Here is a 22,623-nt window from a genome sequence, read left to right as displayed (position 1 = left end):
CCATGGGTCGATTACAGCGACGAACGCCCTGAGCGCTGGCGAAGGGCCGGGGATAACGGATACGGCAGCCCGTCACCCGGCCAGCGGAACGCTGAAATCTTTCAGGAATTGAGTCGCACCTATTTCATCGATTTCCCCGGCCGCGACACCCAATACAAACGTCACGATCATCCCATCGTCGGCTTCAATCAGATAGCCATGGATGTAGAGAAATGTGAACGCCGCCAGGTAACCAGTTCTTTTGTTCCCGTCGGAAAAAGGATGGTTCCGTAACGGGCCGTAAAGATAGGCGGCGGCCAAAGCGAATAGGTCATTTTCGCCATAGACAGCTTTGTTGAGCGGACGAGCCAACGCCGCTTCCAAAGCATTTTCATCCTTTAAACCCAGTAAGCCACCATGCTCGGCGAGTTGTTCCTCGTGCATGATCTCGATGGCTTCGCGGGAGAGCCATTTGTATTCGATCATTTTGCAAGTTCACGCAGAGCAGCGCGATATTTTTGCATGCCAAGCCGCGCAGCTCGCAGTTGCTCGGCGAGATCGGCACGCTCCGGAACCAACTCGATGTTGCCGTTTACTTCGCGTATTTCCAATGCATCGCCGTTCTTCAAGCCGAGTCTGTGAAGGACTTCCTTCGGAATAATCACGCCTTCGGAATTGCCGATTTTGCGGATGGTGACATTCATGTCTCAACTCCAATGTAATAACTCAGTTATAACATTGGCCGACTGTTGTTTCAATGCACAAGGCTTTGCGCGGTGATTGCTGCTCTAGCCTTGACTCGCGCCTGCCAGAGCGAGTGGGCGGCCAGCGCCAGGATCAGGATGGCGCCGCCGGCCAGCGTCATAGTGGTCGGGGCCTCCGAGAAGATCATCCAGACCCAGATCGGTGCCAGGATCGTTTCCAGAAGATAGAACATCGCCACTTCCGGCGCTGAGAGAAAGCGCGTACCTGTCGCAAGGCACCAGAAGGAAAGCGGCATCAGCACGGCGCCATCGAAAAGGATCCAGCCGGGATGGTCGATGGAAAAGCCGGAGAGAGCCACGTGATAGAGGCCGACGGCGGCTGGGATGATCGCTGCCAGCAAGGAAGCAAAGCCCATATCCCGCCCCGAGGCGCGGCTGATCGTGATCGCACAGGCGATGGAAAGCGATGCGATCACCGAAAGGGCATCGCCAAGCAGGTGCCCAGCCTCCATGCCGTCGCCGACGATCAGGCCAACACCGAGGATCATCACTGCCGTGGTGATGAAGGTGGACACGGCAGGTCGCTCTTTCAGGAAAATCCAAGACAGCAGCGCGGTGAACATTGGGTTGAGCGCGATGATGAAGACCACATTCGCCGCCTTCGTATAATAGACGGCAAGCAGGAAGGTGATGGTGGTCAGCCCGTAGAAGAAGCCAACGGGAATTCCAAGCCAGCCCGGCAGTACGCCTTGCAACGAGCCTGTGACCCGGCGGATGACGAAAAGAGCTGCGAGCGCCACGACGATGGTCGCAAGGCTGCGTGCCGACAGCACCGACCAGACTTCGCCGCTGGAAAGGCGAATGAGCGGTATATCCATCGACAGCGCCAAGCCGCCGAGCGTCGTCAGCAGCAGGCCCTTCTTGTGGTCCGAAAGCTGGGAGAACATTCAGCGGACGGTTTCTTTGTCGCCGTCGGCGGCCGGATCGAAGCGCTCCCATCCGCGTGGGGTGAGATGCTCCTGAGGCTGGAAGCGCGTCTTGTAGTCCATCTTGCGCGAGCCTTTGACCCAATAGCCGAGATAGACGTGCGGCAGCCCCAGGGCCTTCGTCCGCTTGATGTGGTCCAGAATCATGAATGTGCCGAGCGACCGCGCATCGAGATCGGGATTGAAATAGGAATAGACCATGGACAGCCCGTCGCTCATGACGTCGGTCAGGGCGGCGGCCAGCAGTTCGCCCTTCGGGCGCTGCTCCAGGCCCGATCCTTCCTCGCGGCGGCGATATTCGATGATGCGCGTGTTAACATGCGTGTCCTCGACCATGATCGCATAATCGAGGACGGTCATGTCGGACATGCCGCCTTGCTGATGACGATAGTCGAGATAGCGACGGAAGAGCGAATATTGCTCGCTGGACGGCTGCGCCGGAAATTCGGTGGCGATGATATCGTTGTTGGCGGTCAGTACCCGTTTCATCGATCGGGTGGGCTCGAATTCCTGGGCGAGGATGCGTACCGATATGCAGGCCCTGCAGGATTCGCAGGCGGGACGATAGGCGATGTTCTGCGAGCGCCTGAAGCCGCCCTGGGTCAGGATATCGTTCATCTCTGCGGCGCGCGGACCAACAAGGTGCGTAAAGACCTTGCGTTCCATTTCGTGCGGCAGGTACGGGCAGGAAGCCGGTGCCGTCAGATAAAACTGCGGAGATGGCGTCGACTGCGTGTTCATCTGCCGTTGATTGACCTTTCTCTCGGCACCCGTTTTCTACAAGCATGGCCCAAGTTTAGAAAACGTCAACTACGTCCTTCGCTAAAGATCGAAGTTTCCTAATTGACCATGCACAGAAATATCTCCCGCGCGCGCCATGGCCCGTGGGAAATCGTGGGGTGCCCTATGCTTATGCGTTGTTTTAGGCCGTCCGGGCGATGACCGTGCCGAGCAGCAGGTCATGCACAAGCCGGCTGCGGTCGGTGAAGAGACCTACCAGCAGGATAAGCGGCGTCAGGACGGAGTTCAGGATCCAGAACAGGGCCAGATGGACGATCGCGGTCAGGAAATCCATGCGCCGGCCGTCGACTCGAACCATGGTGAGGCCCATGGCGCGCATGCCGAGCGACGCCTGATAGGGGCCGCCAAGCGTCCACCCGAAGTAGAGGCCGGCAACGAGAACGAACAGCACCGGATAAAGGAAGAAGCCGAGCCCCAGTGTCAGGATCGAAATGAAGAACAGCAGTACGGCCGCCGGAATGCACAGCAGCGCGACGATGATGTAGTCAACGATGAAGGCGAAGATGCGCCGGCTCAGCACGCCACTATAGGCGCGCCAGTCATCCGGTGCTGCATAGAGCGGGCTGGGGTTCAGGCTCATCGTTTTGCTCCTTCGCACTAGCCCCCGTCAATTCTTCAGATCCGCAAGGGGCCAATGCCAGTTAAAGATCCCTCTGCGACTTTTGTGCGACCGGTAGGCACGCAAAAGTCGCGGCGAGGAAACATTTGCCGAACATATGGTATCGGCTTCAGCAAATACAATAAGAGAGCGGCGTGACGTTATTTCTTCGCCAGATGTCTCGCCACCTCGACAGCGAAATAGGTGAGGATGCCATCGCAGCCGGCGCGCTTGAAGGCGAGCAGGGTTTCGAGCATTACCTTCTCGCCGTCGATCCAGCCGTTGGCCGCGGCAGCTTTGATCATAGCGTATTCGCCGGAGACCTGATAGGCGAAGGTCGGAAGGCCGAAGGCTTCCTTCAGCCGCCAGCAGATGTCGAGATAGGGCAGGCCGGGCTTGACCATCAGCATGTCGGCTCCTTCCTCGACATCCAGCGTGGCGTCGCGCACGGCCTCGGTGCCGTTTGCCGGGTCGATATAATAGGTCTTCTTGTCGCCCTTCAGCAGGCCACCGGTCGAGATCGCCTCGCGGTAGGGGCCATAGAAGGCAGAGCTGAATTTCGTCGCATAGCTCATGATGCCGACGCTCTGGTGGCCGGCTGCATCGAGTGCCTGACGGATCGCACCGATACGGCCATCCATCATTTCCGAAGGCGCGATGATATCTGCGCCGGCATCCGCCTGGTAGACTGCGGCACGCGCCACCTGTTCGACCGTTTCGTCATTGACGATCTCGTTACCGCGCAGGATGCCGTCATGGCCGTGGCTGGTGAAGGGGTCGAGCGCGACGTCTGTGATGACACCAATATTCGGCACGGCCTTCTTGACTGCGGCCGTGGCGAGGTTGATGAGATTATTCTTCTCGAGACTGTTGGAGCCGGTCTCGTCGCGCAGTTCCATCTCGATGTTCGGGAATGTCGCGAGCGCGGGAATGCCGAGATCGGCTGCCTCTTTGGCCGCTTCCACGGCCTTGTCCACGGTCATCCGGTTGACGCCTGGCATGGCCGGGATCGGCTCGACGATGCCGGTGCCCGGAATCACGAAGATCGGCCAGATCAGATCGTCGACCGTCAGCCGGTTTTCCTGCACGAGACGGCGCGTCCAATCGGCCTTGCGGTTACGCCGCATGCGCCGATGTCCGGTGATCTCGTCAACGAGATGCGTCTTGTTCTCCATGATGCCGCCATCCTTCTTCGTCTATTTATGGCATTCTCTATGGGGCGCGTACCTATCACGCCGTCCCCAGGATTCAAAACAAGGCGAAAGGCCGCAGCCATTATATTCTGGCGAGGCACGTGCCTCCTACGTATTGTTCGCGCATGGAACCTGATTCTTCGACCGTACCCAAGAATACGCTGACGGACATCCTGTTCGTGCTGTTCCTGCGGCTGATCGCGATCGCCTGCTTCTGGCTCGGCCTGCAATACTGGGCGATGCTGGTCGGCTATTCGCTGGATGGTCACGCCCGCTTCGATCTGCTCGCTCTGCCCTGGAAGGTCGCGGGTGCCGGGCTTGCCGTGGTTTTTCCGGTCGCAGCCCTTGGATTATGGCTTACAGTTTCCTGGGGGCCGGTCATGTGGGTGCTGGCTGCAGGCGGGCAGGGGCTGATGTATGGCGTCTGGCCGGAGATATTCGGATCCAATCCGCTGATCATGATCTTGCATGCCTGTGTCGCGGTGATTTATTGCGCTTTCCGCGTCCTGCTGTGGCAGGAGAAACGCCGGCGTCGTCGGCAGCAGGTAATGGTTGATTTACCCTGAGACAGCAACACTTCCTGGTAAGGTGCTGTTAAGTCTGCAGTTTAAGTAGAATTTTATGTGTATTCGATAGGGTCTCACTCAAGGCGGGAAGAAAACGACACCGCCAAACAAAACAGAGTGAGGCCAAGTCATGATGAACACGAAAATCAAGCCGCAGGCAGTTGCAAACGCTCGGGATCAGCAGGTTGATGACATCCGGGCCCTCTACATGGAATCCCTTCACCTGGTCGAGCGTCTGCACCGCCGCCTGCTTGATGTTATCAAGGACGAGTTCGACCGCCAGGGTCGCGACGATGTCAACGCCGTACAGGCACTTCTCCTTTTCAATATCGGTAATTCCGAGCTGACGGCCGGCGAACTGCGCTCCCGCGGTTTCTACCTCGGCTCCAACGTTTCCTATAACGTCAAGAAGCTGGTCGACCTGGGCTTCATCAACCATCAGCGCTCGCGCATCGACCGTCGCTCGGTCCGCATCAGCCTGACGGAAACCGGCCAGGATATCGCCGAAACCGTCGCCAAGCTCTATGAGCGCCATATCGGCTCGATCGACAAGGTCGGCGGCATCGGCACGGACGAGTTCACCCAGATGAACAAGCTCCTGCAGCGTCTGGACCGCTTCTGGAACGATCAGATCCTCTATCGCCTGTAAGTAGCGGGCAGGGACAGATCCCAAGACCTTCCAGTCAAAGCAAGCTGGACACGTTCCCTGCGTGTCCGGCTTGAACGCGTTAACGGGTCGGCCGTTGTGCGTTTTTTGCCACGTCCGCGCTTCACCTTCCGTCACATGTAACGTCCCGGGCGGCTAAGCCATTGACGCAAGATCAGGACACGCTATGAACCACGCGCAGCTGTGGTATTTTAGCAAATGCAGTTTGGCTTTTCTTTCGCACTCGCGCGGCAAAGCAAGTTTCATGCCGTGAGACACGAATTGGCCATATTGCTATGACAGCGGAAATCGACTGCAGGCAGCGTTCTCGAAATACGATCTTCCGACCTGAAGATCTTGGCTTCGCGATATTGTGATAGTTCGTGGCCAAGTTTTTGGTGGTGCATTAAGGGAACGGATTGATACTGAGCCACGTTACTTGGCGCAAGCTTGCGCTATTTACTGCTTCCTCTCTAGGCTGCGCATGATTGGATCGCAGCGTTGAATGGTTAGGATATGTCGAAGAAAAACGGAATTGAACCCTTTTCGCGCCGCGCTTTCCTGCGGTCGGCTGCAACTCTTGGCGCTGCCGCACTGGCTGCTCCGGCTCTCGCGCAAAACGCGACCCCACTGGAAGCGCTGATCAACGACCGTTCTCGCGGCAATTGGGATGATCAGTTCGACGCCAAGGCTGCGGCGCGCACCGCCGCTGCTGTTCAGTCGAACACGCCAATTCTCGGGCCAGATTCCGTATCGAATATTCAGCAGGCGATCGCGCAATATCAGAGTATTGCCGCCAACGGCGGATGGCCGCAGATCAATCCGACAAGCCAGCAGCCGCTGCAGCTCGGTGTGACCGATCCGGCGGTACAGTCGCTGCGCCAGCATTTGATGATCACCGGCGACCTGCCGCGTGAGGCTGGTATCTCCTCTGCCTTCGACTCTTATGTCGACGGTGCGGTCAAGCGTTTCCAGGCCCGTCACGGACTGCCGGCAGATGGCGTCCTGGGCGATTTCACGCTGAAGGCGATGAACATCCCCGCCAATGTTCGCCTGCAGCAGCTCAACACCAATCTTGTTCGCCTCCAGACGTTCCCGTCCGACCTCGGCCGTCGTCACGTCATGGTCAACATCCCGGCGACACGTGTCGAAGCCGTCGAGGATGGCCAGGTAGCGTTGCGCCACCAGGCGATCGTGGGCCGTGAATCGCGGCCGACGCACATCATCAATTCGAAGATCTATGAGGTCATCCTCAACCCGTACTGGACGGCGCCGCGCTCCATCGTCGTCAAGGACATCGTGCCCTTGATGCGCAAGGACCCGACCTACCTGACGAAGAACAACATTCGCCTTCTCGACGGCAAGGGCCAGGAAGTGGCCCCCGAGACGATCGACTGGAATTCGGACAAGGCGCCGGACCTGATGTTCCGTCAGGACCCGGGCAAGACGAATGCCATGGCATCCACGAAGATCAACTTCTATAATCCCAATAACGAATACATGCACGATACGCCCGAGCAGGGCCTCTTCAACAAGCTAATGCGTTTCGACAGCTCGGGCTGCGTGCGCGTCCAGAACGTACGCGACCTCGCAACCTGGCTGCTGGCTGAAACGCCAGGCTGGCCGCGTCAGCACATCGAGCAGGTTATTTCCACCCGCGTCAACACGCCGATCAAGCTGGCGACCGAAGTGCCTGTCTATTTCGTTTATATTTCGGCCTGGAGCGCCCGCGACGGCATCGTCCAGTTCCGTGACGACATCTATAATCTCGACGGCAATTCCCAGTTGGCGCTCAATACGACTGAGGGCATGGAGCAGCCGGTTCAATAATCGGCATTCCAATTGCAATTCTTATCGAAGCCGCGTTTTCGGACGCGGCTTTTTCGTGTGTCGGTGTCAGCTATCGTAGTTTGCCCAGCAAATGTCGCTGGTCGTATTGCTCTCCGGCGACCCGGGCGCTAATACCGTCTGCATTGCCGTTCCGGCCCGTTCAGGAGCTTTCACGATGACCAACGCGTCCACCGAACCCTTCTTCAATCGCTCGCTTGCCGACACCGATCCGGAAATCTTTGGCGCGATCGGCAAGGAACTCGGTCGCCAGCGGCACGAAATCGAACTGATCGCCTCGGAAAACATCGTCTCGCGCGCCGTTCTGGAAGCGCAGGGCTCGATCATGACCAACAAATATGCCGAGGGATATCCGGGCAAGCGCTACTACGGCGGCTGCCAGTTCGTCGATATCGCCGAAGAACTCGCCATCGAGCGCGCCAAGAAGCTGTTCGGCGTCAACTTCGCCAACGTTCAGCCGAACTCCGGTTCGCAGATGAACCAGGCCGTCTTCCTTGCGCTTCTGCAGCCGGGCGATACCTTCATGGGCCTCGACCTGAATTCGGGCGGTCATCTGACGCATGGTTCGCCGGTCAACATGTCCGGCAAGTGGTTCAACGTCGTGTCCTACGGCGTGCGCGAAGGCGATAACCTGCTCGACATGGATGAAGTGCAGCGCAAGGCCGAAGAGCACAAGCCGAAGCTCATCATTGCAGGCGGCACAGCCTATTCCCGTATATGGGACTGGAAACGCTTCCGCGAGATCGCCGACAGCGTCGGCGCCTATCTGATGGTCGACATGGCCCACATTGCCGGTCTCGTCGCCGGCGGACAGCATCCGTCGCCGTTCCCGCATTGCCATGTCGCCACCACGACCACGCACAAGTCGCTCCGCGGCCCGCGCGGCGGCATGATCCTCACCAATGACGAGGATCTGGCAAAGAAGTTCAACTCGGCCGTCTTCCCGGGTCTCCAGGGTGGCCCGCTGATGCACGTCATCGCCGCCAAGGCCGTTGCCCTCGGCGAAGCGCTGCAGCCCGATTTCAAGGACTATGCCGCCCAGATCGTCAAGAACGCCAAGGCTCTGGCTGAAACGCTGATCTCCGGCGGCGTCGACGTCGTCTCTGGCGGCACCGACAACCACCTGATGCTGGTCGACCTGCGTAAGAAGAACGCCACCGGAAAGCGTGCGGAAGCCGCACTTGGCCGCGCTTACGTCACCTGCAACAAGAACGGCATTCCGTTCGACCCCGAAAAGCCTTTTGTCACCTCAGGTGTCCGCCTCGGCACGCCGGCCGGCACGACGCGCGGCTTCAAGGAAGCCGAATTCCGCGAGATCGGCAATCTGATCATCGAAGTGCTCGATGGCCTGAAGATTGCCAATTCCGACGAAGGCAATGCTGCCGTCGAGGCTGCCGTGCGTGAGAAGGTGGTCAAGCTCACCGACCGCTTCCCGATGTACGGCTACATGGGCTAAGGAGAGCGCATGCGCTGCCCTTACTGCGGCTCAGAAGATACCCAGGTCAAGGACTCGCGCCCGGCGGAGGACAATACGTCCATCCGCCGTCGGCGCATTTGTCCGGATTGCGGCGGCCGCTTCACCACCTTCGAGCGCGTGCAGCTGCGCGAGCTCATGGTTATCAAAAAGACAGGCCGCAAGGTGCCGTTCGATCGTGACAAGCTGGTGCGCTCCTTCGAGATCGCGCTACGCAAGCGTCCGGTCGATCGTGACCGGATCGAGCGTGCCGTGTCTGGTATCGTCCGCCGCCTCGAAAGCTCGGGCGAAACCGAAATCAGCTCCGAGCAGATCGGTCTGCAGGTGCTGGAAGCGTTGAAAAGTCTCGATGACGTCGCCTTCGTGCGCTACGCCTCCGTCTACCGCGATTTTTCGCATGCGGAGGATTTCGAGCACGTGATCGACGAGATCAACGCCAAGATCGCCCGCGATCCGCTGGACCCTTGACCATGGTGTTGCGGCCTGAAGACGAGCGTTTCATGGCCGCGGCCATCCGCCTGTCGCGCCGGCATCTGGGACTGACCTCCACCAATCCGTCCGTCGGCTGCATCATCGTCAAAGATGGCGTAGTCTTGGGCAGCGCTGTGACAGCGCTTGGCGGGCGGCCGCATGCCGAACCTCAGGCGCTGGCCGAGGCGGGGGAGGCGGCGCGGGGCGCTACCGCCTATGTGACGCTGGAACCCTGTTCTCACTACGGCAAGACACCGCCCTGCGCCGAGGCGCTGATTACCTATGGCGTGGCACGCGTCGTCATCAGCGTCACTGATCCCGACCAGCGCGTTTCCGGGCGTGGCATCGCCATGCTGCGCGATGCGGGCATCGAGGTCGACGCCGGCATTCTGGAGGCGGAAGGCAGGCGGTCTCTCGCCGGCTATCTCATGCGCCAGACGAGAAACCGGCCCTATGTGACTCTCAAGCTTGCCGTTTCCGCCGATGGCATGATCGGCAAGACGGGCGCGGGACAGGTTCGCATTACCGGCGATATCGCGCGCGCGCAGGTCCAGATGCTGCGCGCCGAAAGCGACGCCATTCTCGTCGGCATAGGCACGGCGATATCAGATGATCCAGAATTGACTTGCCGGCTTCCCGGCCTGGAGGATCGTTCGCCGCTCCGTATCGTCATCGATGGCGAACTGCGGCTGCCTCTCGGCAGCAAGCTGGTCCGGACGGCCCGGCAGTATCCGGTGATCGCAGTTGCCGGCCATCCGCCGTCCTTCGATGACCATACCGATGCTGCATTCCTCGGACGGCGCGCGGCGCTCGATGCTGCCGGCGTCGAGGTGTTGCAATCCAATTCCAGCGAGCCGGGAGAGCTGCTGGAGGCGCTGGGTACGCGCGGCATCTCGTCTCTGCTAGTGGAAGGCGGCGCCAGGACGGCGCAGCGCTTTCTCGACGCCGGGCTCGTCGATCGCATTCTGCTGTTCCGGGGGCCGGCCGATATCGGCGAGGGCGGTATTGAATCGCCGGTCCTCAAGTCCAATATCCCAGCTGATTTTATGCATGTCGGCGAGAGCCGCTTCGGCGACGATCTCTGCGACGAATACGAGAGAGGTTTTTGATGTTTACCGGAATTGTCACCGACGTCGGCACGGTCGAATCCATTTCCCCGATGCAGGAAGGCATCAAGCTGCGCGTTGCCACCAATTACGATCCGGCGACGATCGACATGGGCGCATCCATCTCGCACGCAGGCGTCTGCCTGACAGTGACCGGATTGCCGGAAGAGGGCAGCAATGGACGCTGGTTCGAGGTCGAGGCTTGGGAAGAGGCTCTCCGCATGACGACCATCGGCAGCTGGGAGGCCGGGGCTAAGATCAATCTCGAGCGTTCCCTGAAGATCGGCGACGAGCTTGGCGGCCACATCGTGTCAGGCCATATCGACGGCAAGGCGGAAATCCTCTCGGTGACATCAGAAGGCGAGGCCACCCGCTTCCGCCTGCGCGCGCCGGAGCATCTCGCAAGATTCGTGGCGCCGAAGGGCTCGGTCGCGCTTGATGGCACCTCGCTCACGGTCAATGCCGTCGAGGGTACGGAATTCGATGTGCTCCTGATCCGCCACTCCCTGGAAGTCACCACCTGGGGCGAGCGCAAGGCTGGCGATTTCGTCAATTTCGAAGTCGACACCATGGCCCGCTACGCCGCTCGTCTGGCGGAATTCCCTGTCGTCCGTGAGGACTGAGTGTTACAGGCTCGCTGCGGCAGGGCGCCGGCCGCGCCTCGGCGACTTACGCGAGCATTTTTTCCATCAGGAAGTTCGAGAAGATCTGGCCGCGCTTTTCTACCTGTTGCGCGGTCACGACGACAAAGCCCTTGCGTTCGAAGAAGGGGCGGGCCGTCAGGCTCGCTTCCGTGAAGATCCGTTGAAGGCCCTGTTCACGGGCCGCATTTTCGACGGTTGCAAGCAACAGGCTGGCGACGCCTTTTCCCTGATAATCGGGCGAAACGAACATCATATCCAGGCAACCATCCGATTTCAGATCGGTAAAGCCGATGGGTTTCGAACCGTCCATCGCAAGCCAGGTCGGCCGGCTCGCTCGATATTGTGCCCATTTTTCTGCATCATCGACCTTCGCCCAGGCAGCGATCTGGGCCGGGTTGTAGTCCTTGGACGCCACCTCGCGAATGGCTTTCAGGAAAATATCGATCGTGGCTTCGGCGTCATCCGGTTCGTAAGGTCTGACGGAAAACCTGTCCTGCGGAGCCGGCATGATAGTTCTCCCCGCAACGCCTAACGTTCGAATAGGACGTTGGACCTGTCCTTGAGCACGAGTTCGCCGATACGGCGGAAGCCGATTTTTTCGGCAACCCGTATCGACGGCAGGTTCTCGAAATCCACGATGCAGGTCATGCGACGGCCTGCGAACAGTCTGTCCGCCCAGGCAATCGCCGCATTCATGGCTTCCGTAGCATAGCCCTTGCCCTGCATTGGCGGCGTAATGCCCCAGCCGGCTTCCAGCGTGCCTTCCGTCATCGGCGTCATGTCGCGATGCAGGTCGAGGAAGCCCACTTCGCCGATCAACCGGCCGCTTTGGCGTTCCTCGACGGCAAAGAAACCGAAGCCGAGATGATGCCATAGGCCGGCATAGCGTAACAGTCGGGCCCAAACCTGCTCGCGTGTCGGCATCTCGCCGCCGATGAAGCGGACAATCTCCTTGTGCTTCCAGAGCTCGAGGAATTCTTCGAAATCATCAAGCGTATGGCCGCGCAGCAGAAGCCGGTCAGTCGTCAATGTTGGAATGTGGGTCATCGGGTCAGGTCTTTGCCGAAAATGTTTTTGGTGATGGTCAGTCGTCCGAGGCGCCGGGCTCGCCGTCCCAGTAGTCGAGGTTGGTGGCAGCGGCGCGGCCGATGGCGCGGAACGCCGTCTTGCCGCCGCTATAGGTCTTGGCCAGGAACTTGCCGGAATCGGGATATTCCACGATCTCGGTCCGCGCCTTCGTTGAAATGGCGAGATAGGTGAGCACGCTGGGGCCGATGTTGATCAGCTGGTGTGCCGTTTCCGGGCCGCCGGCCGGAGCTCCAAGAACATCGCCCTTGCTGACCGTGATACGCTGGTCGCCGAAGCGGTATTCGCCTTCGCCGTCGAGAATGACGAACATCTCCTCCTCGACATGATGATTGTGAAATGGACAGCCGGATTTGCCCGGGGGCACCTCGTTGTAGCTGATGCCGAGCTGCTTCAGCCCGAGCTTCGCCCCGAAGGACGTGTCGCTGCCGGCAAAGAAGCTGCCTTGCTGCCAATGTTCCAGTTCAAGCTCGCCGACATTGATGGCGGGTGTGGATTTCTCTGTCATGAACCTCCCCCTCGCAGGCTGCAAATTATTACCGAAGCGGTTGCGTGTGCGAAAGCCACAATTTCCGCGGTGCGCCGATCATTTCCAAATAGGGTCGGAATCGGCCCACGCCATTGAAAAACACTTGCCAAGCGAGGCTCGCCGTGATTTGACCCGGGCCTAACAAGGTGCCGCGCCCTCTCAGATTGCAGGTGATGTATGACCAGCTCTTCCAACGCTCATATCCTTATCGTCGAAGCTCGCTTCTATGACGATATGGCCGATGCCCTGCTCGACGGCGCTAAGGCCGCTCTCGACGAGGCTGGCGCGACTTACGATATCGTGACCGTGCCCGGTGCACTGGAGATCCCGGCAGCGATTGCCATGGCGCTCGATGGCGGCGACAATGGTAATGTTGTTTATGACGGCTACGTCGCTCTCGGCATGGTCATCCGTGGCGAGACCTATCATTTCGATATCGTCGCCAATGAATCCTCGCGGGCACTGATGGATCTGGCCGTCAGCGAATCTCTTGCGATCGGCAATGGTATCCTCACCGTCGAGAACGATGAGCAGGCATGGGCGCGTGCGCGCCGTTCGGACAAGGACAAGGGCGGTTTTGCCGCCCGTGCGGCGCTGACCATGATCGCGCTGAAAGAGAAGTTGGGTGCATAATAGATGAGCAATCAGGATAACGAGCGACCGGCCAAGCCCGCTAACCAGCGGGGTGCCGCACGTCTTGCGGCGGTTCAGGCGCTCTATCAGATGGATATCGGCGGAACCGGCGTTCTGGAGGTGGTGGCTGAATATGAGGCCCACCGTCTCGGGCAGGAGCTGGATGGCGAGACCTATCTGAAGGCCGACGCATCCTGGTTCCGCTCCATCGTGTCGGGCGTCGTGCGTGAGCAGACCCGGCTCGATCCGCTGATCGGTTCCGCGCTTCAGGATGACTGGGCGCTGTCGCGTCTCGACAGCACCGTGCGTGCTATCCTGCGCGCCGGCACTTTCGAGCTTATCGACCGTAAGGACGTGCCGGTCCCAGTCATCGTCACCGAGTATGTCGAGATTGCGCATGCCTTCTTCGAGGAGGACGAGCCGAAGCTCGTGAATGCCGTGCTCGACCGAATCGCCAAGCAGGTTCGCGGCGAAGCGAAGAAATAGGCTTCGCCGGACGTTCAGATCGCGATGTAACGCATTTTCGTTTTCTTCGTTCGCGCCTGATTTCATCTCCGAATATTCTTTTGAACCTCCTGCGGGTGTTTTACCTGCGGACGGTCTTGACGCGACGTTTTCCCGCCATCAATCTCGCAACTGCACATCAGCCGATCTCCTGGAGGAGGGGACCGATCGTTGTCGCAGGCGGCCGGGGGAGGAGTAAACCGCCGGCTTTTTTGGAGGGAAAAAGCGAAATGTCGATTCTTTTAGGAGTGATCGCATGCGGACTGCTCTCGGTCATCTATGCCGTATGGGCAACCCGGTCGGTGCTCGCTGCCGATCAGGGCAATGCCCGCATGCAGGAGATTGCCGGGTATATTCGTGAAGGAGCGCAAGCCTATCTGGCGCGCCAATATAGAACCATCGCCATCGTCGGGATCATTGTTTTCATCGCGGCCTGGCTCCTCTTGTCGGCCGAAGCCGCGTTCGGCTTCCTGATCGGCGCAATCCTCTCAGGCGCCGCAGGTTTCATCGGCATGCATGTCTCCGTGCGCGCCAATGTTCGGACCGCGCAAGCCTCGTCGCAGAGCCTGTCTGCAGGCCTCGACATTGCCTTCAAGTCCGGTGCCATCACCGGCATGCTGGTTGCAGGTCTCGCCCTGCTCGGCGTCTCCATCTACTTCTATGTGCTTACCGGCATCCTCGGTCACGAAGCGGGTTCGCGTGACGTGATCGATGCGCTCGTCGCCCTTGGTTTTGGCGCCTCGCTGATTTCGATCTTCGCCCGTCTCGGCGGCGGTATCTTCACCAAGGGGGCCGATGTCGGCGGCGACCTCGTCGGCAAGGTCGAGGCCGGCATCCCGGAAGACGATCCGCGCAATCCCGCCACGATCGCCGACAATGTCGGCGACAATGTCGGCGATTGCGCCGGCATGGCAGCCGACCTGTTCGAGACCTATGCGGTGTCCGTCGTTGCGACCATGGTTCTCGCCGCCATTTTCTTCGCCGGCTCCCCGATCCTCGGTTCTGCCATGATCTACCCGCTGGCGATTTGCGGCGCCTGCATCATCACCTCGATCATCGGCACCTTCTTCGTCAAGCTCGGTGTCAATGGCTCGATCATGGGCGCTCTTTATAAGGGCCTCATCGCGACCGGCGTGCTGTCGATCGTCGGTCTGGCCGCAGCCACCTCGCTCACCATAGGCTGGGGTTCGATCGGCACCGTTGGCGGCTTCGACATCACCGGCACGAAGCTCTTCACCTGCGGTATCGTCGGTCTCATCGTCACGGCGCTGATCGTTGTTATCACCGAATACTACACCGGCACCAACAAGCGGCCGGTCAATTCCATCGCCCAGGCGTCGGTTACCGGTCACGGCACCAACGTCATTCAGGGCCTTGCCGTCTCGCTGGAATCGACGGCATTGCCGGCGATCGTCATCGTCGGCGGCATCATCGCCACCTACCAGCTCGGCGGCCTGTTCGGCACGGGTATTGCTGTTACCGCCATGCTCGGCCTTGCCGGCATGATTGTCGCGCTCGATGCCTTCGGTCCGGTGACGGACAATGCCGGCGGCATCGCGGAAATGTCGCATCTTCCGCCGGAAGTGCGCAAATCCACCGATGCGCTGGACGCGGTTGGCAACACGACCAAGGCCGTCACCAAGGGTTATGCCATCGGTTCGGCCGGTCTCGGTGCGCTCGTGCTGTTTGCCGCCTATTCGAACGACCTGCAATATTTCGCGGCGCACGGCGACAAGTTCCCGTATTTCGCCAATGTAGGCACGATTTCGTTCGAGCTTTCAAACCCCTACGTCGTTGCCGGCCTGCTGTTCGGCGGTCTGATCCCCTATCTCTTCGGCGGTATCGCCATGACGGCCGTCGGTCGTGCTGCCGGTTCGATCGTGGAAGAGGTGCGCCGGCAGTTTCGTGAAAAGCCCGGCATCATGCAGGGCACCGAGCGTCCCGACTATGGCCGCGCCGTCGATTTGTTGACCAAGGCTGCCATTCGGGAAATGATCATCCCGTCGCTGCTGCCGGTTTTGGCGCCGGTCGTCGTCTATTTCGGCGTCCTGCTGCTGTCCGGCTCCAAGGCCTCTGCCTTTGCCGCTCTCGGCGCCTCGCTGCTCGGCGTGATCATCAACGGCCTCTTCGTCGCCATCTCGATGACGTCGGGCGGCGGCGCCTGGGATAACGCCAAGAAGAGCTTCGAGGACGGTTTCGTCGACAAGGACGGCACGCGCCACATGAAGGGCTCGGAAGCTCACAAGGCATCGGTGACGGGCGACACCGTCGGCGATCCCTACAAGGATACGGCGGGTCCAGCCGTCAATCCGGCGATCAAGATCACCAATATCGTCGCCCTGCTGTTACTTGCGATTCTCGCCGGGTAAGCGAAGCAGACCGAACGCAAAAAGAAAACCCGCGGGGCGCAGTGCCCCGCGGGTTTTTCGTTGAGATACCGTCCCGGTCTTATTGGCCCGGGTTGAGGTTGTTGAGGAAGTTCCTTGCGCCGTTGACGCCGCTGCCGCTGCCCTGGAGGATCTGCTGCAGGAAGGTGATGTCGCGACCACCGGTCGGGGTCGTGCGGCTGATCATGTCGAAGACCTTGCCGTCCTTCAGCGTGTAGTTGGCTTCCTGCTTCACCACGCCGTCCTTGTCGAAATAGATCGCCAGAATGTTCTGGTCGACCAGCTTCGGCTTCATGAAGGCGACGGCGCGCGTACGCTTCTGGGAGATGTAGTAGAAGACCTCGCCATCGAAGGTTGCGGTGGTGGAAGGCGTGCCGAGCGACAATAGAACCTGTTCGCGGCTCGAACCGACCGGCGCGAGCGCCAGCGACTGCGGGTCGAAGATGTAGCCGTTGTTCATGACCTCGCTGGTCTTGCATCCCGAAAGGCCCATGGTCGCAATCACCAGGGCGATGGCGGCAGCGCTGCTGAAAGTAATGTCAGACTTGAAATACCGTCTGGTCAACGACATCTCATCTCCCCTAATGAATCAATCCGATGGCCGGACGGCCGATATGACCTTGCTGTGCACATCATTGTGGCCTTTCCGCGATGGCAAAAGGCACAATCATGTTGTTCGGCACTCTTCGTCACCGATCATGCACAACGTGACGACGGTAAGGGCTGGAGCCTCGAAGCGGGCACAAACGGCATTGCAATTCGCGCTTGCTTCGGTAAACCAGCTTTTGCGTGGATGCAACAAGGCCAAGCAAAAACGGCGCGCTCTGAGGGAGCCAATTCCGGGAATTTTCATGATTTTTGGGCTCTTCCGTAAAAGAAATCACAATCAGATCATCGTGGTCAGGCAGTATGAGATCCTGACATCCATGGCGCGGCAGCCGGTTTTCTATACCGACTACGAGGTGCCTGATACGGTGATGGGGCGCTTCGAATTGCTGTCTGTCATGATGATCCTGTTCTTTCGCCGCACGCGGTCTTCGGCAACAAGCGGCCAGGAGCTGGCGCAGGAAATCGTGGATGCCTTCTTCGAGGATATCGATTATTCGATCCGCGAGCTCGGTATAGGCGACAACAGCGTGCCGAAGCGCATGAAGAAGCTGGCCGGCATGTTTTATGGACGGCTCGAAAGCTATGCGGGTGCCATGGATAGCGATGATCGCACCGCGCTTGCCGCGGCGCTACAGCGCAACATCTATCCCAAGGCGAATGAAAGTGCGGCATCCATGCGTTCGCTGGCCGATTGGATGATGATCGCAGAAGCGCACTTGGCGACCATAACCGAAAATCAGATCGCTACGGGCTCGGCGACGCTGCCAGTGCCAGATAAAGTCGGCCAACGGGCCGGTTAGGAGATAAAAATGAAAAGACACGACTCCGATGAAACGCCGTTCTCCTATCCGGTGAAGGTGGGGCATATCTCCGCCAATCCGGTGGATGTGCACCTCGAGGCTGACGATCGCGAACTGGCCGGGCTCGCTGCTCTCTGGGATGTTCTCTCGGTCGGCAAGCTAGAAGCCGACCTCAAGATTTCTCGCTGGAAGCGCGACGGCGTGCGCATCAAGGGCAATGTGAAGGCAAAGATCGTTCAGGCTTGCGTTGTCACACTCGAGCCGGTCGAATCTGATATCGACGAGGACTTCGAGCACATCTTCGTGCCCGAGGATTCCAAACTGGCGCGTGCGCCCTCTGTGGATGCCGGAGAAATGATACTTGATCCCGATGGTCCGGATCTTCCGGAGACCTTTACCGGTGACACGATTGATGCCGGCGCGGTCGTTGCGGAATTTGCCGCTCTCGCCATTGATCCCTATCCGCGCAAGCCTGGCGTCGAATTCGAAGCGCATATTGAAGACACGGGCGAAGATGACAGAAAACCGTCGCCCTTCGCTGTTCTGAAAGACTGGAAAAAGGAATAGGCCCCGGTGCCGTTCGAGCACAATTCAGTTGTAACCGGGGGAGAAAACGGTATTTTGACGCCAAATTCGCCCGTCGCGGCGAAGAAAAAGGACTAGGGACGCGTGATCAGAATTTCTCTTGACCTAATGGGTGGCGACTTCGGCCCTGAGGTTGTTGTTCCCGGCGCGGCCAAGGCGCTGGATAGGCATCCCGATATCACATTCGTCATGTACGGACAGAAGGAACGCTGCGAGGCGGTCCTCGCCAAATATCCCAAGCTTCGCGAAAAATCGGTCTTTCACGAATGCGAGGTTGCCATCAGCATGGATGAAAAGCCGAGCCAGGCGCTTCGCCGCGGCCGCTACGTCTCCAGCATGTGGCGCTCGATCGAGGCGGTAAAGGCCGGCGACGCCGATGTCGTCGTGTCCGCGGGTAACACCGGCGCGCTGATGGCGATGGCGAAATTTTGCCTCCGCACCATGGCCAATATCGAACGCCCGGCAATCGCGGCGATCTGGCCGACGCTGCGTGGCGAAAGCATCGTGCTTGATGTCGGCGCCACGATCGGCGCCGATGCCCAGCAATTGCTCGACTTTGCCCTGATGGGCGGCGCCATGGCACGCGCGCTCTTCGAGATCGAGCGCCCCACCGTCGGCTTGCTGAACGTCGGCGTCGAGGAAATCAAGGGGCAGGAGGAAGTCAAGGACGCCGGCCGCCTCATTCGCGAAGCCAATCTCGAATCGCTTGAATATTCCGGTTTCGTCGAGGGCGATGATATCGGCAAGGGCACGGTCGACGTCGTCGTCACGGAAGGCTTCTCCGGCAATATCGCGCTGAAGGCGGCCGAAGGCACGGCAAAGCAGATCGGCGCCTATCTGCGCGCCGCCATGTCGCGCACGCTGCTTGCACGCATCGGTTATGTCTTTGCCAAGGGCGCCTTCGACCTGCTGCGCGAAAAGCTCGATCCCAGCAAAGTCAATGGCGGCGTCTTCCTTGGCCTGAACGGCATCGTCATTAAGAGCCATGGCGGTGCGAATGTCGAAGCCTTCGCAGCTGCCATCGATGTCGGCTACGATATGGCCAAGAATGGGCTCACGCAGAAAATCGAAAACGATTTGAAGAGATATCATGCCAAACGGCTGCCCCCTATCGGGCCGGAAGCGGCATGAGAGACGGGGTATACGCAGAATGATCCGTTCAATAGTCCGCGGTTTTGGGGCGGCGCTCCCCAAACGCGTCATGACCAATGCCGAGATGGAGCAGATCGTCGACACGAGCGACGACTGGATCGTCCAACGCTCGGGCATTCGTCAGCGCTACATCGCCAGTGAAGGCGAAACCACGGCGTCCCTGGGCGAGCAGGCGGCACGCGCCGCTCTCGCCAATGCCGGTTTGACGCCGGATGATCTCGATCTCATCATCGTTGCCACCTCGACGCCGGACAATACTTTTCCCGCAACGGCGGTGAATATCCAGAACCGGCTCGGCATGCATCATGGCTTCGCCTTCGATGTCCAGGCCGTCTGCACCGGCTTCGTCTATGCGGTGACCACGGCTGACGCCTATATTCGCGGCGGCCTTGCCAAGCGCGTACTCGTCATCGGCGCCGAGACATTTTCCCGCATCCTCAATTGGACCGACCGCACGACATGCGTTCTCTTCGGCGATGGTGCCGGCGCGCTGATCCTGGAAGCTGGCGAGGGAAGTGGTGCCAATAGCGATCGCGGCGTGCTGACGGCAAGCCTGCGCTCCGACGGTTCCCATAAGGAAAAGCTTTATGTCGACGGCGGCCCGTCCACGACGGGAACGGTTGGTGTCCTGCATATGGCGGGCCGCGAAGTGTTCAAGCACGCCGTCGGCATGATTACCGACGTCATCCAGGCGGCATTCGATGCGACGGGCACCACGCCCGACGATCTCGACTGGCTCGTACCGCATCAGGCCAACCGCCGCATCATCGATGGCTCCGCCAAGAAGCTCGGAATTGCTCCCGAGAAGGTTGTGGTCACCGTGGACCTTCATGGTAACACATCGGCTGCATCAATTCCGCTTGCGCTCGCCGTTGCGGCCGGTGATGGACGAATCAAGAAGGGCGACCTGGTGATGCTGGAGGCTATGGGTGGCGGCTTCACCTGGGGCGCGGTCCTGCTGCGCTGGTAGTGTCACATCTCTAAAAGCCGTTCCGAACAAGAGCTTGACCGTTCGGCGCAACGGCAATAGTCTCGCAAAACTTGAAGAAGATTACGCAGCAATATGGGCGGGGAGCTATGACGGGCAAGACAGTGACGCGCGCAGACCTGGCGGAGTCGGTATTCCGGAAAGTCGGTCTCTCCAGAACGGAGTCGGCGGAGCTCGTCGAGACTGTGATCGATGAAATTTGCAACGCCATCGTGCGCGGGGAAACGGTAAAGCTCTCCTCGTTTGCGACATTCCAGGTGCGTGACAAGAATGAGCGCATTGGCCGCAATCCGAAAACCGGCGAGGAAGTGCCGATCTCTCCGCGGCGTGTCATGACCTTCAAGGCGTCGAACGTCCTCAAGACCCGTATTCTGAAAGCACATGCGAGCCGCAAGGCGAAGGCCAAGCCGGTAAATCCTGCCTCCTGATCCATCCTTATGATTTCTGTTTTCGCTCGGCCGCATGCCTTGTCGTGCGGTCGCTCTAATGCATCTTCTGTGTTGATTTGTCGCCAGCCTGTGCAGCGGCTGAAGATGTGACTTGAATTTCCACCGCCAAACCGTTGAAATATGGTGAGTCGTATCATGGAACGATACGAATGCCGACATCCGCTTTTGCGTGATCCGGCCAAACGGTGCTGCATGTGCAGTGTGGGAGTATGATGATGGACAAGAGCCCGGATGCATTTCGCACGATCAGCGAAGTCGCGGAAGACCTTGATCTGCCGCAGCATGTCCTACGGTTCTGGGAGACCCGGTTTCCGCAGATAAAGCCGATGAAGCGGGGTGGCGGCCGGCGCTACTATCGCCCCGAGGACGTCGACCTGCTGAATGGTATCCGCCATCTCCTCTACGATCACGGCTATACGATTAAGGGTGTTCAGAAGCTTCTGAAGACCAACGGCAACAAGTTCGTCATCGCTGTTGGGCATGGTGATCTGGCCAGTGTGGAGGCGCTTGCGGCGGCCCAGGAGCCTGCCGCCATGGAGCCCCGCGTCGCCTCCGCCAATTCCGACGAAGACCTGATCGTCGGCCGCGCCAAGGCGCCGATCAGCCGCCGTTTCTTCAATTTCGTCAGCGGTGACGATGGCGTGCCTGACGTCTCCATTGGCAAATCGAGCGTCGGCAAGGAAGATCGCGCTTTGCTTCAGGAGACGCTTTACGATCTTCTGGAATGCAAGCGTCTCCTCGATCAGGTGCGATAAGACTGCCCGCGCCCCGGGTCGCACGTGTTGGGGATTGCGTTTAAAGCATATTGTGTTGCAGGTGTATGCATTCTCTTGTCCGATGCATGTGTCGGCTGCGTGTGGTGCGTTCGTTTTGTCATTGCGACAGGTGTGTGACATTTTTGTCACGTCCGCCACTCTTCTGCGTTGTGGGAATTAGTTCGGCAGCCTTATTAACTTGCTGGGGCAAGCTCACGGGTTCAGTTTGACGGCGAAGCTTATTGCTTCGCCCTGTTTGAGGGGAACAGTCAGGCTATGGAGGGGCACGCTGTTGTCTGCCGGGAGACTCCATCTCTGACGGATAGTCGAATGGAGACACCATGAACATCAAGAGCCTTCTTCTTGGCTCCGCCGCCGCCATCGCCGCGGCGAGCGCCGCCCATGCCGCCGACGCCATTGTCGCTGCGGAACCCGAACCGCTTGAATATGTCCGCATCTGCGATGGATATGGCACAGGCTATTTCTATATTCCCGGCACTGAAACCTGCCTGAAAATCGGCGGAAAGGTTCGCACGGAGGGTGAGTGGTATGACGCCTATAATCCGCGCAGCAAGGTCGGCACGCTCTGGCATGAGCGTGTGGAGCTCAACGTCGATACGGCGACCGACACCGAATACGGGCCGTTGAAGACCAACACCATCTTCCGCTGGGAGTGGAACGATGGGGGCGCGACATCCTCGAAGCTGCTGTTTGCCAATATCAGCCTCGCCGGCTTCACGGTGGGTAAGCTCGATTCGCAATTCAATCTTTACGCCGGCTATGCTGGCGATGTCATCAACGACGACGTGATCTATGACGGCCCGTATGAACTTAATCAGCTGACCTATAAATACGAGCCGGACAATGGCTTCTCGGCTATGATCTCGCTGGAAGACTCCAATTCCACCTCCGACGGTGAGGCCTCCTACGGTGCCGGCTGGTGGACGGATGACAAATCCAACCACTATGCTCCCGACGTCGTTGCCGGCCTCGGCTATAAGGCGGGCAACTGGGGCATCAAGGTTGTCGGCGGCTATGACTCCATCGTCGAGGAGGGTGCCATCAAGGCTCGTCTCGACGCCAAATTCGGTGGCGTGGAAGCCTTCCTGATGGGGGGCTGGAATACGGAC

Annotated in this window: 27 protein-coding genes; 17 read left to right on the top strand and 10 right to left on the bottom strand. The window is 59.4% G+C overall.

Going from position 1 to position 22,623, the window contains the following annotated elements:
• Positions 1-72: 72 nt before the first annotated feature.
• The 6 genes from AC13QY_RS18070 to hemB all read right to left on the bottom strand — a co-directional run bounded on the left by AC13QY_RS18070 (position 73) and on the right by hemB (position 4,243).
• Positions 73-465, bottom strand: coding sequence for a type II toxin-antitoxin system death-on-curing family toxin (locus tag AC13QY_RS18070; protein ID WP_113354706.1), 393 nt, complete (start codon positions 463-465; stop codon positions 73-75).
• Positions 462-683, bottom strand: coding sequence for an AbrB/MazE/SpoVT family DNA-binding domain-containing protein (locus AC13QY_RS18065; RefSeq protein ID WP_113329039.1), 222 nt, complete (start codon positions 681-683; stop codon positions 462-464). The genes AC13QY_RS18070 and AC13QY_RS18065 overlap by 4 nt, the downstream gene beginning before the upstream one ends.
• 50 nt (positions 684-733) lie before the next feature.
• Positions 734-1,630, bottom strand: coding sequence for a DMT family transporter (locus tag AC13QY_RS18060; protein WP_488487115.1), 897 nt, complete (start codon positions 1,628-1,630; stop codon positions 734-736).
• A complete protein-coding gene (locus tag AC13QY_RS18055; protein ID WP_069616237.1) occupies positions 1,631-2,410 on the bottom strand; it encodes an arginyltransferase in 780 nt (259 codons plus the stop codon). It lies immediately after the preceding gene.
• Positions 2,411-2,591: 181 nt separating this feature from the next.
• Positions 2,592-3,050 (bottom strand): RDD family protein, encoded by a 459-nt coding sequence (locus AC13QY_RS18050; RefSeq protein WP_113354708.1) that lies wholly within the window; start codon positions 3,048-3,050, stop codon positions 2,592-2,594.
• Positions 3,051-3,229: 179 nt separating this feature from the next.
• Positions 3,230-4,243, bottom strand: coding sequence for a porphobilinogen synthase (gene hemB, locus AC13QY_RS18045; RefSeq protein WP_113354709.1), 1,014 nt, complete (start codon positions 4,241-4,243; stop codon positions 3,230-3,232).
• Positions 4,244-4,386: 143 nt separating this feature from the next.
• Here hemB and AC13QY_RS18040 point away from each other — a divergent pair, with 143 nt between their 5' ends.
• The 7 genes from AC13QY_RS18040 to AC13QY_RS18010 all read left to right on the top strand — a co-directional run bounded on the left by AC13QY_RS18040 (position 4,387) and on the right by AC13QY_RS18010 (position 10,995).
• The gene (locus AC13QY_RS18040) at positions 4,387-4,827 is read left to right on the top strand and encodes a DUF6163 family protein (protein ID WP_069616240.1); all 441 of its coding nucleotides are present in this window, start codon (positions 4,387-4,389) and stop codon (positions 4,825-4,827) included.
• A 133-nt stretch (positions 4,828-4,960) separates the two neighbouring features.
• Positions 4,961-5,476 (top strand): transcriptional regulator LdtR, encoded by a 516-nt coding sequence (gene ldtR, locus AC13QY_RS18035; RefSeq protein WP_069616333.1) that lies wholly within the window; start codon positions 4,961-4,963, stop codon positions 5,474-5,476.
• Positions 5,477-5,989: 513 nt separating this feature from the next.
• A complete protein-coding gene (locus AC13QY_RS18030) occupies positions 5,990-7,303 on the top strand; it encodes a L,D-transpeptidase family protein (protein WP_113329034.1) in 1,314 nt (437 codons plus the stop codon).
• Between the two features lie 175 nt (positions 7,304-7,478).
• Complete coding sequence (gene glyA / locus AC13QY_RS18025; RefSeq protein ID WP_113329135.1) at positions 7,479-8,777, top strand: serine hydroxymethyltransferase; 1,299 nt, start codon at positions 7,479-7,481, stop codon at positions 8,775-8,777.
• Positions 8,778-8,786: 9 nt separating this feature from the next.
• Positions 8,787-9,263, top strand: coding sequence for a transcriptional regulator NrdR (gene nrdR / locus AC13QY_RS18020; protein WP_015339425.1), 477 nt, complete (start codon positions 8,787-8,789; stop codon positions 9,261-9,263).
• Between the two features lie 2 nt (positions 9,264-9,265).
• On the top strand, positions 9,266-10,375 hold the full coding sequence (gene ribD / locus AC13QY_RS18015) for a bifunctional diaminohydroxyphosphoribosylaminopyrimidine deaminase/5-amino-6-(5-phosphoribosylamino)uracil reductase RibD (protein WP_113354710.1): 1,110 nt from the start codon (positions 9,266-9,268) through the stop codon (positions 10,373-10,375).
• Positions 10,375-10,995 (top strand): riboflavin synthase, encoded by a 621-nt coding sequence (locus AC13QY_RS18010; protein ID WP_488493772.1) that lies wholly within the window; start codon positions 10,375-10,377, stop codon positions 10,993-10,995. The genes ribD and AC13QY_RS18010 overlap by 1 nt, the downstream gene beginning before the upstream one ends.
• Positions 10,996-11,041: 46 nt before the next feature.
• Here AC13QY_RS18010 and AC13QY_RS18005 read toward each other — a convergent pair whose 3' ends face one another.
• The 3 genes from AC13QY_RS18005 to AC13QY_RS17995 are packed head-to-tail and all read right to left on the bottom strand — an operon-like array spanning position 11,042 to position 12,610.
• Entirely contained in the window at positions 11,042-11,524 is a 483-nt protein-coding gene (locus AC13QY_RS18005) for a GNAT family N-acetyltransferase (protein ID WP_113354711.1), read from the bottom strand.
• A gap of 20 nt (positions 11,525-11,544) precedes the next feature.
• Positions 11,545-12,063 (bottom strand): GNAT family N-acetyltransferase, encoded by a 519-nt coding sequence (locus tag AC13QY_RS18000; protein ID WP_152093459.1) that lies wholly within the window; start codon positions 12,061-12,063, stop codon positions 11,545-11,547.
• A gap of 37 nt (positions 12,064-12,100) precedes the next feature.
• A complete protein-coding gene (locus AC13QY_RS17995; RefSeq protein ID WP_152096039.1) occupies positions 12,101-12,610 on the bottom strand; it encodes a cupin domain-containing protein in 510 nt (169 codons plus the stop codon).
• Between the two features lie 198 nt (positions 12,611-12,808).
• Here AC13QY_RS17995 and AC13QY_RS17990 point away from each other — a divergent pair, with 198 nt between their 5' ends.
• The 3 genes from AC13QY_RS17990 to AC13QY_RS17980 all read left to right on the top strand — a co-directional run bounded on the left by AC13QY_RS17990 (position 12,809) and on the right by AC13QY_RS17980 (position 16,137).
• Complete coding sequence (locus AC13QY_RS17990) at positions 12,809-13,264, top strand: 6,7-dimethyl-8-ribityllumazine synthase (RefSeq protein WP_075852228.1); 456 nt, start codon at positions 12,809-12,811, stop codon at positions 13,262-13,264.
• 3 nt (positions 13,265-13,267) lie between these two features.
• Positions 13,268-13,750 carry a transcription antitermination factor NusB gene (nusB, locus tag AC13QY_RS17985; RefSeq protein ID WP_047627120.1) on the top strand — a complete coding sequence of 161 codons (483 nt, stop codon included), beginning with the start codon at positions 13,268-13,270 and terminating at the stop codon, positions 13,748-13,750.
• Positions 13,751-13,998: 248 nt separating this feature from the next.
• Positions 13,999-16,137 carry a sodium-translocating pyrophosphatase gene (locus AC13QY_RS17980; RefSeq protein ID WP_145320477.1) on the top strand — a complete coding sequence of 713 codons (2,139 nt, stop codon included), beginning with the start codon at positions 13,999-14,001 and terminating at the stop codon, positions 16,135-16,137.
• Between the two features lie 79 nt (positions 16,138-16,216).
• Here the strand turns inward: AC13QY_RS17980 and AC13QY_RS17975 are convergent, their stop codons facing one another.
• A complete protein-coding gene (locus AC13QY_RS17975; RefSeq protein WP_069616250.1) occupies positions 16,217-16,726 on the bottom strand; it encodes an outer membrane protein assembly factor BamE in 510 nt (169 codons plus the stop codon).
• Positions 16,727-17,006: 280 nt separating this feature from the next.
• Between AC13QY_RS17975 and AC13QY_RS17970 the strand changes: the two genes are divergently transcribed.
• The 7 genes from AC13QY_RS17970 to AC13QY_RS17940 all read left to right on the top strand — a co-directional run.
• Positions 17,007-17,564, top strand: a complete 558-nt coding sequence (locus AC13QY_RS17970; protein WP_488493808.1) for a ubiquinol-cytochrome C chaperone family protein — start codon at positions 17,007-17,009, stop codon at positions 17,562-17,564.
• A 9-nt stretch (positions 17,565-17,573) separates the two neighbouring features.
• Positions 17,574-18,131 (top strand): YceD family protein, encoded by a 558-nt coding sequence (locus AC13QY_RS17965; protein WP_095434461.1) that lies wholly within the window; start codon positions 17,574-17,576, stop codon positions 18,129-18,131.
• Between the two features lie 102 nt (positions 18,132-18,233).
• Positions 18,234-19,280 (top strand): phosphate acyltransferase PlsX, encoded by a 1,047-nt coding sequence (gene plsX, locus AC13QY_RS17960; protein ID WP_113354713.1) that lies wholly within the window; start codon positions 18,234-18,236, stop codon positions 19,278-19,280.
• A gap of 19 nt (positions 19,281-19,299) precedes the next feature.
• A complete protein-coding gene (locus AC13QY_RS17955) occupies positions 19,300-20,271 on the top strand; it encodes a beta-ketoacyl-ACP synthase III (protein WP_113354714.1) in 972 nt (323 codons plus the stop codon).
• A gap of 107 nt (positions 20,272-20,378) precedes the next feature.
• Positions 20,379-20,717, top strand: coding sequence for an integration host factor subunit alpha (locus AC13QY_RS17950; protein WP_069616254.1), 339 nt, complete (start codon positions 20,379-20,381; stop codon positions 20,715-20,717).
• A 230-nt stretch (positions 20,718-20,947) separates the two neighbouring features.
• Positions 20,948-21,493 (top strand): MerR family transcriptional regulator, encoded by a 546-nt coding sequence (locus AC13QY_RS17945; protein WP_488493771.1) that lies wholly within the window; start codon positions 20,948-20,950, stop codon positions 21,491-21,493.
• Positions 21,494-21,834: 341 nt separating this feature from the next.
• Positions 21,835-22,623: porin (locus AC13QY_RS17940; protein WP_488493770.1), on the top strand; the 789-nt coding region annotated here is incomplete at its 3' end.

Source organism: Martinezella sp. CNPSo 3795 (genome assembly GCF_057784475.1).
This window is presented reverse-complemented; position numbering and strand designations above follow the sequence as displayed.

Coding starts and splice junctions, on each gene's coding strand:
- AC13QY_RS18070 (WP_113354706.1), bottom strand. CDS start 465: ATGATCGAATACAAATGGCTCTCCCGCGAAGCCATCGAGATCATGCAC.
- AC13QY_RS18065 (WP_113329039.1), bottom strand. CDS start 683: ATGAATGTCACCATCCGCAAAATCGGCAATTCCGAAGGCGTGATTATT.
- AC13QY_RS18060 (WP_488487115.1), bottom strand. CDS start 1,630: ATGTTCTCCCAGCTTTCGGACCACAAGAAGGGCCTGCTGCTGACGACG.
- AC13QY_RS18055 (WP_069616237.1), bottom strand. CDS start 2,410: ATGAACACGCAGTCGACGCCATCTCCGCAGTTTTATCTGACGGCACCG.
- AC13QY_RS18050 (WP_113354708.1), bottom strand. CDS start 3,050: ATGAGCCTGAACCCCAGCCCGCTCTATGCAGCACCGGATGACTGGCGC.
- hemB (WP_113354709.1), bottom strand. CDS start 4,243: ATGGAGAACAAGACGCATCTCGTTGACGAGATCACCGGACATCGGCGC.
- AC13QY_RS18040 (WP_069616240.1), top strand. CDS start 4,387: ATGGAACCTGATTCTTCGACCGTACCCAAGAATACGCTGACGGACATC.
- ldtR (WP_069616333.1), top strand. CDS start 4,961: ATGAACACGAAAATCAAGCCGCAGGCAGTTGCAAACGCTCGGGATCAG.
- AC13QY_RS18030 (WP_113329034.1), top strand. CDS start 5,990: ATGTCGAAGAAAAACGGAATTGAACCCTTTTCGCGCCGCGCTTTCCTG.
- glyA (WP_113329135.1), top strand. CDS start 7,479: ATGACCAACGCGTCCACCGAACCCTTCTTCAATCGCTCGCTTGCCGAC.
- nrdR (WP_015339425.1), top strand. CDS start 8,787: ATGCGCTGCCCTTACTGCGGCTCAGAAGATACCCAGGTCAAGGACTCG.
- ribD (WP_113354710.1), top strand. CDS start 9,266: ATGGTGTTGCGGCCTGAAGACGAGCGTTTCATGGCCGCGGCCATCCGC.
- AC13QY_RS18010 (WP_488493772.1), top strand. CDS start 10,375: ATGTTTACCGGAATTGTCACCGACGTCGGCACGGTCGAATCCATTTCC.
- AC13QY_RS18005 (WP_113354711.1), bottom strand. CDS start 11,524: ATGCCGGCTCCGCAGGACAGGTTTTCCGTCAGACCTTACGAACCGGAT.
- AC13QY_RS18000 (WP_152093459.1), bottom strand. CDS start 12,063: ATGACCCACATTCCAACATTGACGACTGACCGGCTTCTGCTGCGCGGC.
- AC13QY_RS17995 (WP_152096039.1), bottom strand. CDS start 12,610: ATGACAGAGAAATCCACACCCGCCATCAATGTCGGCGAGCTTGAACTG.
- AC13QY_RS17990 (WP_075852228.1), top strand. CDS start 12,809: ATGACCAGCTCTTCCAACGCTCATATCCTTATCGTCGAAGCTCGCTTC.
- nusB (WP_047627120.1), top strand. CDS start 13,268: ATGAGCAATCAGGATAACGAGCGACCGGCCAAGCCCGCTAACCAGCGG.
- AC13QY_RS17980 (WP_145320477.1), top strand. CDS start 13,999: ATGTCGATTCTTTTAGGAGTGATCGCATGCGGACTGCTCTCGGTCATC.
- AC13QY_RS17975 (WP_069616250.1), bottom strand. CDS start 16,726: ATGTCGTTGACCAGACGGTATTTCAAGTCTGACATTACTTTCAGCAGC.
- AC13QY_RS17970 (WP_488493808.1), top strand. CDS start 17,007: ATGATTTTTGGGCTCTTCCGTAAAAGAAATCACAATCAGATCATCGTG.
- AC13QY_RS17965 (WP_095434461.1), top strand. CDS start 17,574: ATGAAAAGACACGACTCCGATGAAACGCCGTTCTCCTATCCGGTGAAG.
- AC13QY_RS17955 (WP_113354714.1), top strand. CDS start 19,300: ATGATCCGTTCAATAGTCCGCGGTTTTGGGGCGGCGCTCCCCAAACGC.
- AC13QY_RS17950 (WP_069616254.1), top strand. CDS start 20,379: ATGACGGGCAAGACAGTGACGCGCGCAGACCTGGCGGAGTCGGTATTC.
- AC13QY_RS17945 (WP_488493771.1), top strand. CDS start 20,948: ATGATGATGGACAAGAGCCCGGATGCATTTCGCACGATCAGCGAAGTC.